An 18,874-nucleotide genomic window follows, 5' to 3' on the forward strand; every position below is an offset into this window, starting at 1 on the left:
TCAGATTTAAGATGAAATCCTAAATTTGCACCCGCATTACAATATTAGTGCGATGTTCATATAACATTACTGGAGAGGTGCCTGAGTGGCCGAAAGGAGCGGTTTGCTAAATCGTCGTTGGTGGAAACACTGACCCAGGGTTCGAATCCCTGTCTCTCCGCAAAATATTTCGTAAGAAATATAGATAACCAATTCGGGGTGTAGCGTAGCCCGGTTATCGCGCCTCGTTTGGGACGAGGAGGTCGCAGGTTCGAATCCTGCCACCCCGACTAACCTAGAAATAGGAACAACTAAACACCGTTAATCTTTTGATTAACGGTGTTTTTTTTGATACCTATCCATCATAATAGTTTATCCTGATACCTTTCATTAAAAGGGATGTTTTACTTCATTTGTATATTTTTTCAAGAACACTTTTTATTTTCTAATTAATAATAAGAAATGCACTATTGTTTTAAATTAATCTTTTCAGAAAAATAGTTGAGCAATTAAAAAGTAGTTGGTTAAAATATTTCAAAACTAATTTGAATAATTAGCTAGCACATTTTTTTTTATCCTAAAGGTTTTTTGCTGTTTTTGATAAGGGAGTAGCGATATTTAGTACAGAGTTAATTTTAGTGTTTTATAAATATTGAGAATACCGCGTTAATTTTTTTGTAGTAATTTACTTTATTTTTATTTATTTTTAAAATAAATAAGCCTAAAACACCGTTTAAAAACACTTATATCGGATTAAATGTTTATTTTAGCAAATAATTAACGTTGCGATTCTTACGTCAGGCTATGAATTTGTTCCTGATTTACTTGATTGCTTAATAAAATTGTCCCAAATGAAATTAAATATAAGTGTTATAACCAAACCGTTTGCTATTCTATCTTTAGAAGAGCGTACACAGTAAAAATTTATTACTGGCTTAATTATTAAAAAAAGCTAACTCTCGTGTTTCAAATCATTTTTTCTAAGAAGCATAGCTGATTTTACAACTATTTAATAAAGTCTGTGATAATTATAAGGATGGTAAAATTAACTATCTATAAAAACGATTTTTCTCTATTAAGCTAACATGCTTATACTGTTGATTGCTATCTTTCAAAGTCCCAGATATGTGCTACATGATAAAAATCATACTGTATTATGTAAAAAAAATATATTTTGAATAAATATATTTTAAAGTAAAATGAAACCTACGAATGATTAACTTAAAGTTCTCCAAAAACATACGCTATTTAGCTAAGGGGATAAGTCTTATTGTCATTTTTTTCTGTTGGAGCAATATTTGTTTTGGACAAAATATCGCTGTGCCCGAAAATATCCAGGCGGCACTATTAACTAAGGTTTTAAAATATAATCCTCAAATTCCTCAAGATAACAAAATTAAAATCTTAGTTGTTTACAATAATAATACTGTTCTGGATAAGGACGAATTTATTAAGGGACTAGGAAGCTCTATGGTTGTTAAAGCAATTACTCCAAAAGATTTAGAGAGAAATATTTCAGAATTTAATGTTGTTTATTTTATGGAAGGCATTAATGGCTTTTCTAAAATATGCAGAATTAATAAGGTTTTATCAGTAACTGCTACAACTCGGTTTGTAGAAGAAGGTGAAATTTCCCTCGGATTTGGAATTGAAAACAATAAACCCAAGATATTAGTGAATTTAACATCTCTAGATATGGAGGGGCAATCGTTCTCTTCAGATATATTGAGAATTGGAAAAATTTTTAAATAACAAAGTTATGAATTTTAAGGAAAAAATACTTTTATTCATTATGATCATAACATCTTTGTTATGCTTCAAAACTTTCGCGCAAAAAGGTAAAGTTTATAATGATATGACTCTTGAAGAGTTGTTGGATATTGATGTTGTGGTAACTGCTTCTAAACACCCAGAAGATTTATTTGAGACACCATTGTCTACAACTATTATTAGTAAAGAGGAAATTAGTAATTCTGGAGTTACAAGCATTCCGGAAGCATTGCGCTTGTCTCAAGGTTTAATTGTTAGAGAAATAACACCAGGTAATTACGACATTCATATTAGAGGGTATGATGATATTACAAAAAATGTTTATTTAACATTGTCTTACAATACGACTATATTGGTGATGATTGATAACCGAATAGTATATAGTTATTTTAGTGGAGGAACTTTTTGGGAAACTTTACCTGTCGATTTAATAGATGTTGAAAGAATTGAAGTTGTTAGAGGGCCTGCGTCTGCTTTATACGGGCCTAATGCTGTTACAGGTGTAATTAATATTATTACTTCTCATGCCAATAAAAAAGGTAAAAACATTACTGTTAATAGCCAAATAGGAACCAACGAGGCTAAAAATGCTAGTGTCAATATTGGTTACAATTGGGATGATAAAACAAAGCTTTCATTCTCGGGTAATTTTACAGAACGACACCGTTTTGATATGGATTATTTTGATTTCATAAGGAAAGGTTATACATCTGTAGATAGTTTAACCATGTTTGTATCACCGGTAAAAGATGTAAATGACAATGAATCTTGGACGTTTTTAGAATATCAAGAAGAACTCGGTGCATATTACAATGAAGATCTCAGTTTAAGAAGAGTAGGAGGAAACATATTTTTAACCCATAATTTTAAAGAAGGTTCTAATTTTGATATTGCTGTTGGTGCACAAAAATCCCAAAGTCAAAGAACAGGCTTTGTAAATTTGGCAACACCATTATCTCAAACAGAGTCAGAAAGTTATTACTTTAACGCAAAAATAAATCACAATAACTTTAGCGGACAGTTTAATATTAACACCGGAAAAGATGAAAATAATTACAAGTTTAATTCTTATAAGTTTACTAACATAGAGGGGAATCTAGAGTATTTTAAAGAATTTAAAAATGTAAGTATTAGACCAGGAGTTAATTATAAGTTTTTATCATATAATAGTCCGTTTACTTACGATGACGGGTTTAGTTTTAATGAGCTTAACTTCGAATTTAAAGATGAGCCCAAAAAGACGTTTTCTTATTCCACTTTTGTATTAACAGAATGGAAACCAATATCTAAACTTAGAATGATTGGAGCTATTCGAGTTGATAAATTTGGGTTTAATAAAAATTATTTCACCAATTTTGAAATAGCATCCACGTATCGAATAAATAAAAACAATTTAGTTAGGGCCGCTTATTCTAGAGCCAGTAAATCACCTTTCTTTTTTGATACGTATCTTAATACTGATTTAACTGTGAAATATGCGAGTAACGCTACTAATTTAGATGTGCCTGTAGATTTTACAGTTAGTGGCCAAGAAGATTTAAAATACCCAACTATTACAAGTTTTGAAATCGGTTGGAGAACGAAATTGAATACAAATTTAACATTAGATTTTGAGGGATTTTATTCAAAAGTAGACAATTTTGTAAATCCAAATGCATATTATGATTATGTTACTACACAAGAAATAAATGAAGCGGGAGAGCCAGACGAAATTTTAGCTATACATGCTGATGGTTCTGTTATATTCGAAAATTACGATTTAAAAGCAAACCAGTTTGGAGCAGGATTTACATTAAACTATGATTTTAGTGATAATTTTCAAGCTAAGGTGTTCGGTACTTATCAAAAAACTAATATTGCTGGTAGAAAAGATATTGAGATTGAATTGACTGATATTGTATTTGAGCCTAATGCTGAGGGAGATATTTTAACAACTACTTTAAGCAATAGAACAAACCCTACCCAATGGAGCGAAGAAGCGACACCATCCTTTTTTGGAGGTTTTTCATTAAATTATAAACCTAATAAAAAGTGGAGTTTTAATACAGATGCTTACATATATGCAGATCATGAATTTGCTAACTATAACTATTATCAAATATCAAATGTAGATAATATTGATGATGCTAAAGTGCAGATGGATATTAGAACCAACATGATTTTAAATGCCAAAACAATCTATCAATTAAATAAAAATATGTCTGTTAATGTTACAGCAAAAAACATATTAGGAAAACACCGTGAATATGGTTTTGCAGACAACATTGGTTCTCTTTTCTTAATAGGCATACAATGGAAATATTAAAATTAAACTCTCAAATCTTTATGAAAAACAATTATTATTTATCTGCTATTATCGCTTTATTTATTTCTTTAACCTCTTGTAGTTCTAGTGACTCTAACGATGCGAACACACCCAGTGATATGGTGAGTTCTAAAACATGGAAGATAGAAAGTAAAATGCTTTCACCTATTATAAATTATGGAGGTGTAGAGATAGACGATATCATGATTCTCGAATCAGAAGAAACTAGAAACTATTCATTTAAATTTAATGCTGATGGTACTTTTGAACAGTATGATGCAACTGGAGAAGTTCTATTTGAAAGTACGTGGTCTTTAAACTCAGATAATACCATTTTATCCTTTGGAGAACCAATTGTTTACGTCTATCCTGTAGTTGGCGAAATGGGTTTTTCTAGCATTGATATTGTCTCTATATCATCATCAAAAATAGTAGGTACTATTGAATCTACGTTTGGTGAAGATGATTACGAGCTTACAATAACATTTATATAAGAAAGTATTAAAACATAATCTTCCAGATAAGTTAATTTATATAAATTATGATCTTTAAAAATCTATCAATTAAAGTTAAAATGATGCTGATTATTCAGTTAGTATCGTTGTCTTCTCTATTGATAGGTTTTTCTTATGTTGTCTATAGTAATATAGATGATTTTAAGGAAGATATGAAGAATAATACTATAATTAACGCTACACTCGTTGGCGATTATTGTGCTGTGCCTTTGGTTTTTGATGTGTCAGAAAGTGCAACAGAAACGCTAGGCAAATTGCAAAATATTCCTTCGCTAGAGGTTGGCATAGTTTATAATGATAAACATGAGGTTTTTGCGGAATATTACAAAAATGGCAATAAAATTCCCGTTTCTAATACTTTTGTAAAAGGCTCATGGAATAAGTTTGAAGACGATCATTTAAGTGTTTCTAAACCCATATTTAGCGATGAAGAATTTGCGGGAACCATTTATTTAAGAGTTTCTACCGAAGAGCTAACCATGAAAATTAATGACTACTTAGTTAAAATGGCTATTTTATTGGTTTGCTTACTTTTAGTTAACTATATACTTGCTACATGGTTGCAAAAAGTTCTTTCAGAACCTATATTGAATTTAACAAAAGCTACTAAAGAAATTTCTCAAGAAGGAAATTATAAACTACGAGTGCATAAACAAGGTAACGATGAAATTGGAGATCTAGTTGATGAATACAACGAAATGCTATCTCAAATCTATGTTAGAGAAGAGGCTTTAAAACAACGCACAAATGAGTTAACACAGACTCTAGGAGATTTAAAGCAAACTCAAGAAAAACTTATTAATTCAGAAAAACTGGCAGCACTTGGTCAATTAATTGCTGGTGTTGCACACGAGATAAACACACCACTTGGAGCCATTCGTTCATCTATCGGCAATATCAATAAAACGTTATGTTTTGTGTTAAATGAATATCCTATATTTATAAATGAATTGCCAAAAGAGTTAAAGGAAAACTTCTTAAATTTAGTTGAAGATTCTTTTAAAAATAGGCACATGCTTACGTCAAAAGAAGAACGATCGCTTAAAAAGAAAATATCTAAAATATTTGAAGAGCACGATATTAAAAATGCCTATTCATTTGCAGATACTTTTGTAGATATGATGGTAGTAGAAAATGTAGAAAACTATTTAGACTTATTGCAAAACGAAAATTCTGAAAAAATTATAGAAACAGCTTATAAAATTACAGGATTACAAAGAAGTACAGAAAATATTGAATTTGCAGCCGACAGGGCTTCAAAAGTAGTTTTTGCACTCAAGAATTCGTCTAGAGTAAATAATTACGAAGAGCAGGTTTTAGCAGATGTTACAGAAGGCATTGAAAGTGTTTTAATTTTATACAACAACCAAATTAAACAAGGTATAGAAGTAGCAAAAGTATACAAGGAAATACCCGAGATTCTTTGCTATTATGATGAATTAAATCAAGTATGGACCAATATTTTACATAATGCCATTTATGCCATGGAGCTTAATGGTAAATTAACTATTAAAACATACACAGAAAACAATTGGGTTGTAGTTTCAATTAGTGACAGCGGACGAGGTATTCCTAAAGATGAAATTGATAAAATATTCGATCCTTTCTTTAGTACTAAACCAACAGGTGAAGGTACAGGTATAGGCTTGGATATTTCAAAACGAATAGTAGAAAAGCACCACGGAAAAATTGAAGTACAAAGCGAACCAGGAAAAACAACCTTTAGTGTTTACCTACCAATAGCAGGTAGTAACAATGAAGATTCTATAAAACCACAACAATAATACTATGGAGAAAAATGTAATATTATGTGTCGATGATGAAAAAATTATACTAGATAGTATTAAAGCGCAGTTAAAAGAGAATTACGGTAACTTATTTCTATATGAAACTGCCGAAAGTGCAACAGAAGCTTTAGATATTATTGAAGATTTAGAACTAGATTTAAGCACCAATTTAATAATAATTAGCGATTGGTTAATGCCGGTTATAAAGGGTGATGAATTTTTAATTAAAGTACACCAGATGTATCCTAATGCATTAAAAATAATGTTAACAGGTCATGCGGACTATAAATCGATTAAGAAAACGGAAGATGAAGCAGATTTATATAAATGCATTAAAAAGCCTTGGGTTCGGTCTGAGTTATTTTCATGTATTGATTCTGGTTTGCAATTAACTTAAATTACAGCGAATGAAAAAGGATGTAATATTTTGTGTCGATGATGAAAAAATCGTTTTAAATAGTTTAAAAACCGAGCTGAAAAATGCGTTCGGTAATAAGTATATTATAGAAACTGCAGAGTCGGGAACTGAAGCTTTAGAGGCTATCGAGAACTTAATGAGCTTAGGTTATAAAATACAAGTGGTTATTGCAGATTACGCCATGCCAGTTATGAAAGGGGATGAGTTTTTAATGAATCTTCATAGTAAATCCCCTGAGACCTTAAATATATTATTAACTGGGCAAGCAACTATTGAAGGGGTTATAAACTCTATAAATCACGCTGGTTTATATCGTTATATTTCTAAACCTTGGCATACTAATGATCTTGTATTAACAGTAAAGCAAGCGCTTAAAAGTTACGATCAAGAAAATCAACTTAAAGTTCAAAATGAAGCGCTTAAAGAGCTAAGTGCTTCTCTAGAAAACAAAGTACAGTTACGCACACAAGAGCTAAAAAATAATAACATTTTGCTTCTAGAAAAGCAGCAAGAAATTATACTTCAAAATAAGGAATTAGAAACCTATAGAAATCATTTAGAAAACCTTGTTAAAGAGAGAACCCTTGATTTAACGATTGCTAAAGACAATGCAGAAGAAAGTGATCGATTAAAATCGGAATTTTTATCTACCATGTCTCACGAGTTACGCACACCTCTTAATTCAATTATAGGCTTATCTGGTTTGGTAGATCGAGATACATCTATGGATGAGGTTATTGAGTACACACAAATAATAAATAATAGCGGAGAGCATTTACTTAAATTAATTGACGATCTTTTTAATGTTTCTCTTATTGAATCCGGGAAAACTAAAGTCAACATTAAGGATATTGATTTAGGTGTTTTTATGAATGAAATTCATGGGAACATGAAGATTTATTTAGAACGATTAAAAAAGGAACACATAGATTTTAATTTAGTAATACCAGAAATTCATAAAAACTTAACCATTTATACCGATAAATTAAAGCTTACCAACATTTTGGTTAACCTATTAAGGAATGCCATTAAGTTTTCGGAAAATGGTACAATAAATTATGGGTTTAGAATTTGCGAAAAACATGAACAAAAGTATATTGTATTTTTTGTGTCAGATACGGGGATTGGTATTGATAAAAAATATCAGGATTTAATTTTTAAAAGTTTTACTCAGGTTAATAGTGATTTAAACAGACCTTACGAAGGGGCAGGAGTAGGATTAACTATTGCAAAAAAGTTGGTTAATCTTTTAAAAGGTGATATATGGCTAGATTCAACTTTAGGAGAAGGAAGTTCTTTCTTTTTCACAATTCCATTGTATGATGTAAATAACGAAATGATCAGAAATAATTGTGAAAATATCATAAAGTCACCAGCCGAATTTAAAAATGAACTCAAAAAAAAATAAAATAATTATATTTTTTTTTGAGTGTTAAAAATCTTAAAATTTATATAAATAGATAAAATGTTCTGTACTTCAGTATGTTACTATTTAATTTAGTTGAAGAATAAAATGAAGAAGATTTATTGAAATTTAAAATAAAGAATTTATTTAAAATAAAAAGTAAATTTTATTTGTTAGAACTCTAATAAGTTATATATTTGCAGCCGATAAAGTAAAACCCATTACTTTTAAGTTCTTAAATTAGATATTGAAATTAAGGTTATTTATTAAATATTTAACCAATTAATATAAATTGTAGAAAATAGAAAATCTCTATTAATACAATGTTTTCGTAGAAACATAAAAACTACGGGCTCTTAGCTCAGCTGGATAGAGCACCTCCCTTCTAAGGAGGCGGTCGAAGGTTCGAATCCTTCAGGGCTCACTTAAAGCTTCACAGAAATGTGAAGCTTTTTTGTTTTATAAAGGTTTTTTTAAAATTTCTCAAGAACCTTTAAAACATCCTTTTTGTAGCTTCTACTTATAGTTAAAGATGTTTTATTGATGGTGACTTCTTCGTTAGTGAAAGATGTAATGGATTTTAGCGCAATAATAAACGATCTATGTATTCTTAAAAAAGCATCACTAGGTAATTTAGCTTCAATAGCACTTATAGTTTCGCGTGTTACAATCGTTTCATTTTCTAAATGAATTTTTATATAGTCGCTGTAACTCTCAATATATAGTATAGAAGTGAAATCGACCTTAATCATGCGTCTGTCTGCTCTTACAAACATAAAGCCATGCTGTTCTAATATTGGAGTTTTAGAGCTGTTAGCAGTCGTGTGAGTATCAAAATATGCGGTAACAGCTTGTAGCAATCTATTAAATGAAATAGGTTTTAGTAAATAATCTACAGCTTGTAATTCAAATCCCTCAACAGCATAATCGCGATAGGCTGTTGTGAAAATAATTTTGATGTCTTTGTTAATCGATTTAGCAAAGGAAATCCCTGATATTTCTGGCATATTGATATCCAAAAACACCAAATCAATTTTATGATTATTTAAATAATTAAAGGCCTCAATAGCGTTACTGCAACTTGCAACAATATCTATGTTATTAATTTTAGAAAGATGATTAGCTATCACGTCTCTAGCAATACTTTCATCATCAACAATAATACACGAAATGTTGTTCTGCTGCTCCATACCTAATTTAAGTTCAGGTTTAAGTTTACTGTAAATAGATTGTCAGTTTGATCAATTTTTAATTCATATTGATTTAAATACAGTAAATCCAATCGTTTTCTTATGTTATCTAGCCCAATACCATTTTTAGATGAAATAGCTTTAGAAGCTGTGTTTACAATCTGTAAGTGTATTTTATTTTCATCACAACGTAAATCAATATTTATAGATAATTCGCCATTTTTTATAACGCCATGTTTAAAGCTGTTTTCTACAAAAGGAAGTAATAACATGGGCGCTATTTTTAATACTTCGGAAACTGTACTGGTCTTAAAATTAATATTTAGGGTGTTATTAAAACGCATTTTCTCTAAAGCAATATAATCTTCAATATGATGTATTTCTTCTGTTAAAGAAACAAAAGGTTTATCGGTTTGATAGAGCAAATAATCTAACAAATTGGATAGTTTTAAAATCATATCTGGAGTTTCGTCTGCTTTTTTTAGAGCAAAACCATATAGCGTGTTTAAGGTGTTGAATAAAAAATGCGGATGGATTTGCATTTTTAAGTAGTTTAACTCTTGTTCCTTTAATTTTAGTTGAGTTTCTAAAATTTTAGTCTCAAGTTTTTTGGTTTCATTGCTGTGTTTTGCATTCAATTTTAATAATTTAAAGGCACTCACAATTATAACAACCAAATAAACTGCAGTACCAACTAGCAACAAGCTTTTGCTGATAGGTGCCATATTGTTAAACTGAAAATTTGATAAATAAATGAGACCATAAAAAACAGAAACTACAATTAAATATGCCGAAATTATAAAGGTGTACAAACTGTATAAGCCAAACAGAGCATATCGCTTTTTTACAAAATAATCTGGAATAAGCTTATATATCGAAACATAAGTGGTGGCAATAGTTATTGGCATTAAAAACAAAGAAAACGATAATACATAATTAAAATCGGCGCTATTAAAACCAAAAAAATAGGTGTAAAATAGGAGCGCACCACACCAAAAGATAGCGTGTAGCAACACTTGCCCAATTTTATTTAATATTATTTTTGTTATCATACCTTTGTTGTAGCCTTACAATAATACTATATTTTTGATTTTTAAAGGTATTTTATAGATAGATAACTGATTCTGTTGGGGATTTAACCAAAAGTTATAACAGGTGCTAAATTAGCAATCCATCGCATTTTATCCTGTAGCTTGGCCAAAGCGACTAGGTTTGCGATATGTTAAATTAAAACTATTAATTATGAAAATTTCTATGTATTTATTGTCAACTTTTTTAGTCTCAAATGTTTTTGTCGATCGCTTTATGGAAGGCGGGCCACTTTTTATGTCGCTAATATTAATTTGCTTTTTACTAGCCTTATTTTTTATTATCAAGGCTTTTGTAAATTTGAAAAAAGATGAATCAAAATCTATAAAAATGACGAGTTTAGCTTCTGAAGCGAGCTTATTAGGATTAGTTTTTGGCTTTTTAGGGTCCATAATTGGTTTAATCACCGCTTTTGATGCTATAGAAAGTATGGGGAGTATTTCTTCCGGAATGCTCGCTGCAGGACTTAAAGTGTCTTTTTTAACAACCGTATTCGGTACTGTTACTTTTATTTTAATAAGAATTGGAATTATAGTTTTAAAAGCACTTCGAACGAAATAAGATTAAAAATAAAATATTTTAAACCTCCATTTACAATAGTTAAATGGGGGTTTTCTTTTTTTTATCAAAGCGAGAATAATTTATCATCAACTGTTTCGTAAGAATTTATCTATTTGATTGTAAGTAAATTAAGTGTGTAAAATGATGTATTTACGAAAATAAATTTTATATTGTAGTTAACCTTAACTAAATATTAAAATATGATACGTGATTATCCATTAGAAAAATGGAAACACGTAGTTTTTGATGACAAAATAGCCGAATTTGAAAACTACAAGATTTCCAATTATGGTCGGTTAATTAATTGCAAACACGACCAAGAGAAACTAGTTAAATTGTCGCTTACAAATGGTTACCCTAGTATTTCTTTAAAGCAGCGCGTAAATGGCAAAAGTACAGGTCGATATATCCATAAACTGGTTGCACAGCACTTTTTAGAAAAAGAAGACGATCAAATTTATGTTATTCATTTGGACTATGATAAGGAAAACAATCATATCGATAATTTAAAGTGGGCAACAAAACGCGAAAAGGAAGTTCACCAATATTCTGGTGAAAACTATAAAAACAGAAAAATAGACCGGTCTTATGCTAAACTTACTGAAAGTCGGGTTCGATTAATTAGAAGAAAAGTAAACGACCCTAATCGGCGTACACGCATTAAAATGATAGCGAAACAATTCGGGATTTCAGAAATGCAAGTATATCGCGTAGCTTCTGGTGCAAACTGGAAACATGTAACAGATTATTGAAAATAAAAAGAGGTTAACTTTTTAGCTAACCTCTTTTTATTTTATTCTTTATAATTAGGCGTTAACCTTATTTATTCTTGTTACGTTTATTGTAGTTTTTATCACCACGTGTTTTAGGTTTTTTATATTTCGCAGCAATTTTAAATTTGTACGATCCGCCTAAATTTTCTTTAGAGTTCTTTTCAGATTTCTCATGAAAAGCAGGTCCAGGAGCATCTTCATCCTTACGTTTTATAGGATTGTAATGTTCTTTAATTTCTGCGCGTTCCTCATCAATTTGCTCTGTAGAAATTTCAACAGTTTCGGGTATTTCCAAAACAGGAATTTGCATATTCATTAAAGCTTCAATGTGTTCAACTAGCACCGTTTCTTTTACAGTAGACAATAATAAAGATTCACCTTCACGTTCAGCACGACCAGTTCTACCAATTCTGTGCATATAGTTTTCAGGGAAATCTGGCGTATCAAAGTTAATAACATGAGATACGTTATCAATATCTAAACCACGCGCCATAACATCGGTTGCAATTAAAATACGGTTATGTCCTTCTCTAAATTGCTCAATACTTCTAAGTCTGTAATTTTGTGTTTTATTAGAGTGAATAACGCAAAGTTCATCATGAAAAATTTCGTCTAATTGATCAAACAATCGATCTGCCATACGTTTGTAAGCCACAAATATCAAAACTCTACTATATTTGTCTGTATCTCTCAATAAGTGAGAAAGCAAGTTTACTTTAGTGTAAAAGTTAGGGACGTTGTAGCGCTCTTGCTTAATGTTTTCTAGAGGAGTACCAGAAACAGCAATAGAAACACGTTCCGGATTTTTAAAGAAATCGTTAAGTAAAACATCAACATCCTGCGTCATCGTAGCCGAGAACATAATGTTTTGTCTCTTAGGAGGTAGAATATCAAAAATATTAATTAATTGATGTCTAAACCCTAAATCTAGCATAACATCAACTTCATCAATCACTAATTTCTGAATAGATTTTAGTTGTAAAACACGGCTCAAAGCCAAATCGTACATACGGCCTGGTGTGGCAACTAAAATATCGATACCTTCAGCAATAGCTCTTTTCTGCGTATTAATATTAGTACCACCATAAACACCTAATACGCGAGTATTAACGTATTTAGATAATTTTTCAATTTCATCTACAACTTGCACAACAAGTTCACGCGTTGGTACTAAAACCAAAACACGCGGGTTTTCCTGCATTGAATATTTTAAATTTTTCAAAATAGGTAACATGTAGGCAAACGTTTTACCCGTACCTGTTTGCGCAATACCAACCACGTCTTTACCCGAACTAACAACGTTAAAAGCTTCTGCTTGTATCGGTGTAGGCGTAGTAAAGCCCAAATCGTCTAGAGCGTTATATAATGGTGTATTTAAATTTAAATCTTGAAAAGTCACAATGGTAAGTTTAAGCGGCAAAGTTAAGCTATTTTTTAGAACCTTAGCTAATTGAAAACTTGTTGTTTTAAGAGCTGAGTTTATCCGTCATTTAAGTGTTTATTATAAATGTGCTTTTGCAATAGCAATATGGTAACTTGCTGTAAAACTTTGTTTAGAATCTAGTTTTAAAACACCTTCTTTTGTAATAAAATCTTGATTTGTGTTTTCGTTGTCTGCAATGCCTAACCAAGGTTCAATACAAACATAATCTCCACTTGGCTTGGCCCAAATACCTAAGTACGGGAAGTTTGGGTAGTTTACATTTAGTATTTCTCCATTCAATTTACTTTTTAAACTTACACGTCTCGATTTTAAATCTTTAAAAACAAGGGCATCATCATTAAATAAATCATGCTTTAGCGGTAACATGTTTGTATTTTCAAAAACAGGTTCGGTTTTAGATGAAATTAAACCGTTTTCCATATTAATACAATGCGTTTTTGAATTTTCGGCATGTTCAAATTCTAAAAAATAATCTTCATAAGTTTCATTTTCAAAAACAGGACATTTAAAAGCAGGGTGACCGCCTAGAGAAAAATAGAGCGATTTATCGTCAATATTGTTAACGGTATGTTTTATTTCAAGCGTATTTTCTGTTAAAGTATAAGAGATAAAAAATTCAAATTTAAACGGATATATTTTCAATAACTCATCGTTATAAGTCAGTTTAAAAGTAATGCTGTTTTCTGTTTGTTCTGTAATTTCTAGGTCGTTACTATGCCTAATAAAACCATGTTTAGGCAAGCTATAACTTTTATTTTCAAAAGTGTAAGTGTTGTTTTTTAGAGCACCAATAATTGGAAATAAATTTGGCGCAATACCACTCCAAACATCAGGATTACCATCCCACATAAAATCAGTATTGTTCTTAACCGATGTTATTTTACTTAGTTCGGCTCCCGTTTTATTAATGGCTATTTTAAGTAATTTATTCTGTAAAGTGTACATAGTTATTTTTAAAATTGGTATTATGGACAAAATTTACATTTTTTTATGGAAACTCATTAACTTTACAGAATAATATTTTTTAATCGAATAGATCTAGAATACTAGAACAAGAAAAATAGCTTATTAAATTCCCTTTTGAGAACAAAACAAATTTATAATCCAGAAAATGCCGCCGATTTTAAAAATCAATTATTGATTTGGAGTCAACAATTCGACGAAGTTATTTGGTTAGATTCCAATCAATACGAGCAACAATACTCTAGTTACGATGCTATTTTGGCGGTAGAAGCTTTTACAAGTATTCAAACCGATTATCACGATGGTTTCGAAAAACTAAAAGAATATCAAACCTTAGCAAACGATTGGGTTTTTGGGTATTTAACCTACGATTTAAAAAACGATGTAGAGGCTCTAAAATCTCAGAATACCGACGGTTTAAAGTTTCCCGATTTATCTTTTTTTCAACCTAAAAAAATATTTTTATTTAAAGATAATCAAGTTGAAATTCAGTATTTAAAATTTGTAGATGATGAGATTCAAACCGATTTAGAGGAGATTCTAAATGCTCAAGAAGTCTTTACAAACCCTGAAGAAAACAACATAAAAATAAAGCTTAAAATACATAAGGATGAGTATTTCGAAAAAGTAAATACGCTTCTTAATCACATCCATAGTGGCGATATTTACGAAGCCAATTTTTGTCAAGAATTTTATGCCGAAAACACCCAAATTTCGCCTTTAGAAACCTATAATAAGCTTAATGCGATTTCAAAACCACCTTTTGCAGCTTTCGTAAAACTTTACGATAAATTTGCTTTAAGTGCTTCGCCAGAGCGTTATATCAAAAAAGAAAGTCAACATATTATTTCGCAACCTATAAAAGGTACAGCAAAACGATCTTTAGATAAAACCGAAGATAATGAGTTGAAAAACAACTTAATTGCAGACGAAAAGGAGCGAAGCGAAAATATTATGATTGTGGATTTAGTACGTAACGATCTTTCAAAAACGGCCACAAAAGGAAGTGTTAAAGTAGAGGAGCTTTGCAAAATTTATACCTTCGATCAAGTACATCAAATGATTTCCACGGTTACTTCCGAAGTAAAATCAGAAACGCACCCAGTAGACATTCTAAAAAGTACATTCCCGATGGGGAGTATGACGGGCGCACCAAAAATATCTGCCATGAAAATCATCGAGAAACTCGAAGCTACCAAACGCGGATTATACTCTGGAGCCATCGGTTATTTTACACCCGAAAACGACTTCGATTTCAATGTGGTTATCCGTACCATTTTGTATAATGCCACACAAAAATACGTGTCTTACTCCGTTGGTGGTGCCATTACAGCAAAAAGTGATCCGCTTAAGGAGTACGAAGAATGTCTAGTAAAAGCCAAAGCTATGCGCACCGTTTTAGAGAATTAAATTACTTTGGGCGCAACCCGAAAAGGGTCGGGCTTTCACTACTCAATCTGCTTGTTTTTTAGGAAAACAAGCAGGATTTCAAATAAACCGTTCAATCCCTTGCGCGTATATCCGTTAGGTTTTGAACAGCTTTAAACAATGGTTTATTTGCGCAATTGATTTCTTTTTACTTCTTATAAGCTCTGTAAATCTTTACGAATAATCAAAATAAACACTAAATTTGAAACATGCTTAAAAACCTTCAAAACCATATCAATAAAAATCTTGCATTTTTAAACGAAAGCAAAATCCTAATTGCTATTTCTGGAGGAATCGACAGCGTTGTTTTAACACATTTATGCCATCGATTAAAACTTAATATAGCACTAGCACATTGTAATTTTCATTTAAGAGAAGAAGAAAGTAATGGCGATGAAGAATCTGTAAAACAGTTAGCTGAACAATTAGATTTAGAAGTTTTTGTTCAAAATTTTGACACCGAAAATTATGCTAGAAGCAAGAAGCAATCCATTCAAATTGCAGCTCGAGAGTTACGTTACAATTGGTTCGAAGATTTAGCAAATCAATTAGAATTCGATTATATTTTAACAGCACATCATGCCGATGATAATCTCGAAACCTTTTTAATAAACTTTACTAGAGGTACAGGTTTAGAGGGGTTAACGGGGATTCCTGAAGTCAATACTATTTTTGTTCGTCCGTTATTACCATTTTCTAGTGAAGCTATCGAGCATTATGCCAAAGCAAATAATATCGCTTGGCGAGACGATAGTAGTAATGCTTCTACTAAATATGTGCGTAATAAATTGCGCCACAATTTAATACCGATTTTAAAAGAAATAAACCCGAGTTTATTACAAAGCTTTCAAACAACGCTTAGTAATTTAAACGACACCACGGATCTTGTAAAAGATAGTTTGGATAATCTTTTAAGTAAGGCCATTGTTTCTCAAGATAATGATAAAACGGTATTTAAAATTTCAGAATTTAAAAACTTAAGAAACCCAAAAGCGTATTTATTCGAAGTTTTTAAAGATTATGGATTTACCGAATGGAATGATGTTTTAAACTTACTCGATGCAGAATCTGGAAAGCAATTGTTTTCTGCAACACACCGCTTAATTAAAAATAGAGAACACTTATTATTAAGTGAAATTAATAACGAAAAAGAAAAAAGTATTTTAATTTCAAAAGAGGGAAAACAGGTGGAAACACCTTTTGGAACATTATTTTTTGATGAAGCCGATGCTATTTTTGGAAAGCGAAGTGAGGTTATTTATGTCGATGCTGATACTTTAGAATATCCATTAACTTTAAGAAAATGGGAAGATGGCGACTTTTTTCATCCCTTAGGGATGTCGGGTAAAAAGAAAATTAGCAAATATTTAAAAGATGAGAAACTATCACTTTTAGATAAGGAGCAGGTTTGGGTGTTATGCTCTAAAAATGCTATTGTTTGGGTTGTAAATAGGCGCGCAGACAATCGTTTTAAGGTTACCGAAAACACTAAAAATATTTTAAAAATTACATTACAATAGTTTGTTCAATTTATTCTAAAATAACTTTTGGAGTGTTAACAAAACTATCAAAACATATAAGTCATGATATTACAAGGCCAAATAGTCGATATAGAAAATAAGCGTATTTATAAAGGTGAGATCACCATTGAAAACGGTAAAATTTCATCTATAACAGAAGCAGAACATAATGTTAATCATTACATCCTTCCTGGCTTTGTAGATGCACATATACATATAGAAAGTTCTATGTTAGTGCCTAGTGAGTTTGCGCGTTTAGCTGTAACTCATGGTACTGTTGCAACAGTTTCCGATCCGCACGAAATCGCCAATGTTTTAGGTGTAAAAGGTGTAGAGTTTATGATTGAAAACGGAAAAAAAGTACCGTTTAAATTTAACTTTGGAGCACCGTCTTGTGTGCCTGCAACAACTTTTGAATCGGCTGGAGCTGTTATAGATTCCGATGATATCAAAATCCTTTTAGAAAATCCAGATATTAAATATTTGGCAGAAATGATGAATTATCCTGGCGTTTTATTTAATGACGATGAAGTTATGAAAAAGATAGCTTGGGCAAAATATTTTAACAAACCTGTTGATGGACATGCACCGGGTATAAGAGGTGACGATGTTTCAAAATATATTAGAGCGGGAATTTCTACAGATCACGAATGTTTTACTTATGATGAAGCTTTAGAGAAGCTTCAAAAAGGTATGAAAATTTTAATTCGAGAGGGAAGTGCAGCCAAAAATTTTGAAGCTTTAATCGATTTATTACCAGAATATTTCGAAAACATGATGTTTTGTAGTGATGATAAACATCCTGACGATTTAATTCTTAATCATATTAATAAATTATGTGCAAGAGCCGTTGCCAAAGGCATCGATGTTTTTAAAGTATTGCAAGCGGCTTGCGTAAACCCAGTGAAACATTATAATTTGGATGTTGGTTTGTTGCAAGTTAATGATGTTGCCGATTGTATTGTGGTAGAAGATTTAAAAGATTTTAAAACACTTCAAACCTATATAAATGGTGAATTGGTTTCAGATAACGGTAAGTCGTTAATTAAGCCAGTTTCTTTTACAAATTTGAATAATTTCAACTGTACTAAAAAAGAAATTTCAGATTTTAAAGTCGCGTCATCATCAGATAAAATAAGAGTTATTGAAGCTTTAGAAGGTCAACTGGTAACCAATGAATTAATTGAACATTCGTTAATTGAAGACGGTAATCTTGTTTCAAATACCGAAAAAGATATTTTAAAAATGACGGTTGTTAATCGCTACAACGATCAAAAACCAGCCATGGCATTTATTAAAAACTTCGGATTGAAAGAAGGCGCTATAGCATCATCGGTTGGTCACGATTCTCACAATATTATTGCTGTTGGAGTTTCAGACGAAATGATTTGCAAAGCGGTTAATTTACTAATAGAAAATAAAGGTGGTATTTGTGCAGTTACTGCTTCCGAAGAAAAAATAGTATCCTTACCTGTTGCAGGAATTATGAGCGATAAAGATGGTGAAACTATTGGTAAACAATATGCTGATCTTGATGTTATGGCGAAACAATTGGGTTCTAATTTAAATGCGCCTTACATGACGCTTTCATTTATGGCATTGTTAGTCATTCCGTCTTTAAAATTAAGCGATAAAGGGTTGTTTAATGGTAAAGATTTTAAATTTACATCACTAGAAATTTAGTTTTTATATAACGTTAATAGGTTAGAGAGAATAGAGTAGAGAAA

Annotated in this window: 15 protein-coding genes and 3 tRNA genes; 14 read left to right on the forward strand and 4 right to left on the reverse strand. The window is 31.0% G+C overall.

Translation table 11 applies throughout. From position 1 onward, the window contains the following. Positions 1-71 precede the first annotated feature (71 nt). The 9 genes from V6246_RS01850 to V6246_RS01890 all read left to right on the forward strand — a co-directional run bounded on the left by V6246_RS01850 (position 72) and on the right by V6246_RS01890 (position 8,603). Positions 72-160, forward strand: a tRNA-Ser gene (locus V6246_RS01850). 34 nt (positions 161-194) lie between these two features. Then, positions 195-269: transfer RNA gene (locus V6246_RS01855), tRNA-Pro, on the forward strand. A gap of 922 nt (positions 270-1,191) precedes the next feature. Then, a complete protein-coding gene (locus V6246_RS01860; protein ID WP_341558711.1) occupies positions 1,192-1,731 on the forward strand; it encodes a YfiR/HmsC family protein in 540 nt (179 codons plus the stop codon). A gap of 40 nt (positions 1,732-1,771) precedes the next feature. Next, positions 1,772-4,054, forward strand: a complete 2,283-nt coding sequence (locus tag V6246_RS01865) for a TonB-dependent receptor plug domain-containing protein (protein WP_341558712.1) — start codon at positions 1,772-1,774, stop codon at positions 4,052-4,054. Between the two features lie 20 nt (positions 4,055-4,074). Beyond that, the gene (locus V6246_RS01870) at positions 4,075-4,548 is read left to right on the forward strand and encodes a hypothetical protein (protein WP_341558713.1); all 474 of its coding nucleotides are present in this window, start codon (positions 4,075-4,077) and stop codon (positions 4,546-4,548) included. 80 nt (positions 4,549-4,628) lie between these two features. After that, positions 4,629-6,353, forward strand: a complete 1,725-nt coding sequence (locus V6246_RS01875) for an ATP-binding protein (RefSeq protein ID WP_160491505.1) — start codon at positions 4,629-4,631, stop codon at positions 6,351-6,353. 4 nt (positions 6,354-6,357) lie between these two features. Further along, entirely contained in the window at positions 6,358-6,753 is a 396-nt protein-coding gene (locus V6246_RS01880) for a response regulator (protein WP_042494815.1), read from the forward strand. 10 nt (positions 6,754-6,763) lie between these two features. After that, positions 6,764-8,182: a hybrid sensor histidine kinase/response regulator gene (locus tag V6246_RS01885; protein ID WP_341558714.1), complete on the forward strand. Its 1,419-nt coding sequence runs from the start codon at positions 6,764-6,766 to the stop codon at positions 8,180-8,182. Between the two features lie 347 nt (positions 8,183-8,529). Continuing rightward, positions 8,530-8,603: transfer RNA gene (locus V6246_RS01890), tRNA-Arg, on the forward strand. A 49-nt stretch (positions 8,604-8,652) separates the two neighbouring features. On the opposite strand, the gene V6246_RS01895 is transcribed toward V6246_RS01890, so the two are convergent. Next, positions 8,653-9,369, reverse strand: a complete 717-nt coding sequence (locus tag V6246_RS01895) for a LytR/AlgR family response regulator transcription factor (protein ID WP_341558715.1) — start codon at positions 9,367-9,369, stop codon at positions 8,653-8,655. Between the two features lie 2 nt (positions 9,370-9,371). Next, positions 9,372-10,421 (reverse strand): sensor histidine kinase, encoded by a 1,050-nt coding sequence (locus V6246_RS01900; protein ID WP_341558716.1) that lies wholly within the window; start codon positions 10,419-10,421, stop codon positions 9,372-9,374. A 190-nt stretch (positions 10,422-10,611) separates the two neighbouring features. On the opposite strand from V6246_RS01900, the gene V6246_RS01905 reads away from it, so the two are divergent. Then, positions 10,612-11,019: a MotA/TolQ/ExbB proton channel family protein gene (locus V6246_RS01905; protein WP_341558717.1), complete on the forward strand. Its 408-nt coding sequence runs from the start codon at positions 10,612-10,614 to the stop codon at positions 11,017-11,019. Between the two features lie 200 nt (positions 11,020-11,219). Then, entirely contained in the window at positions 11,220-11,771 is a 552-nt protein-coding gene (locus tag V6246_RS01910) for an NUMOD4 domain-containing protein (protein WP_341558718.1), read from the forward strand. 67 nt (positions 11,772-11,838) lie between these two features. Here V6246_RS01910 and V6246_RS01915 read toward each other — a convergent pair whose 3' ends face one another. Together V6246_RS01915 and V6246_RS01920 are read right to left on the reverse strand one after the other, a co-directional pair. Continuing rightward, positions 11,839-13,191 carry a DEAD/DEAH box helicase gene (locus V6246_RS01915; protein ID WP_341558719.1) on the reverse strand — a complete coding sequence of 451 codons (1,353 nt, stop codon included), beginning with the start codon at positions 13,189-13,191 and terminating at the stop codon, positions 11,839-11,841. Positions 13,192-13,293: 102 nt separating this feature from the next. Then, positions 13,294-14,181 (reverse strand): aldose 1-epimerase family protein, encoded by an 888-nt coding sequence (locus tag V6246_RS01920; RefSeq protein ID WP_341558720.1) that lies wholly within the window; start codon positions 14,179-14,181, stop codon positions 13,294-13,296. A 135-nt stretch (positions 14,182-14,316) separates the two neighbouring features. Here V6246_RS01920 and pabB point away from each other — a divergent pair, with 135 nt between their 5' ends. The 3 genes from pabB to ade all read left to right on the forward strand — a co-directional run bounded on the left by pabB (position 14,317) and on the right by ade (position 18,830). After that, positions 14,317-15,609 (forward strand): aminodeoxychorismate synthase component I, encoded by a 1,293-nt coding sequence (gene pabB, locus V6246_RS01925; RefSeq protein WP_341558721.1) that lies wholly within the window; start codon positions 14,317-14,319, stop codon positions 15,607-15,609. Between the two features lie 227 nt (positions 15,610-15,836). After that, on the forward strand, positions 15,837-17,147 hold the full coding sequence (gene tilS / locus V6246_RS01930) for a tRNA lysidine(34) synthetase TilS (RefSeq protein WP_341558722.1): 1,311 nt from the start codon (positions 15,837-15,839) through the stop codon (positions 17,145-17,147). A gap of 63 nt (positions 17,148-17,210) precedes the next feature. Next, positions 17,211-18,830: an adenine deaminase gene (gene ade, locus V6246_RS01935; RefSeq protein ID WP_341558723.1), complete on the forward strand. Its 1,620-nt coding sequence runs from the start codon at positions 17,211-17,213 to the stop codon at positions 18,828-18,830. Positions 18,831-18,874 lie beyond the last annotated feature (44 nt).

It is taken from the genome of Algibacter sp. TI.3.09, assembly GCF_038154905.1.
Classification (GTDB): Bacteria; Bacteroidota; Bacteroidia; order Flavobacteriales; family Flavobacteriaceae; genus Algibacter.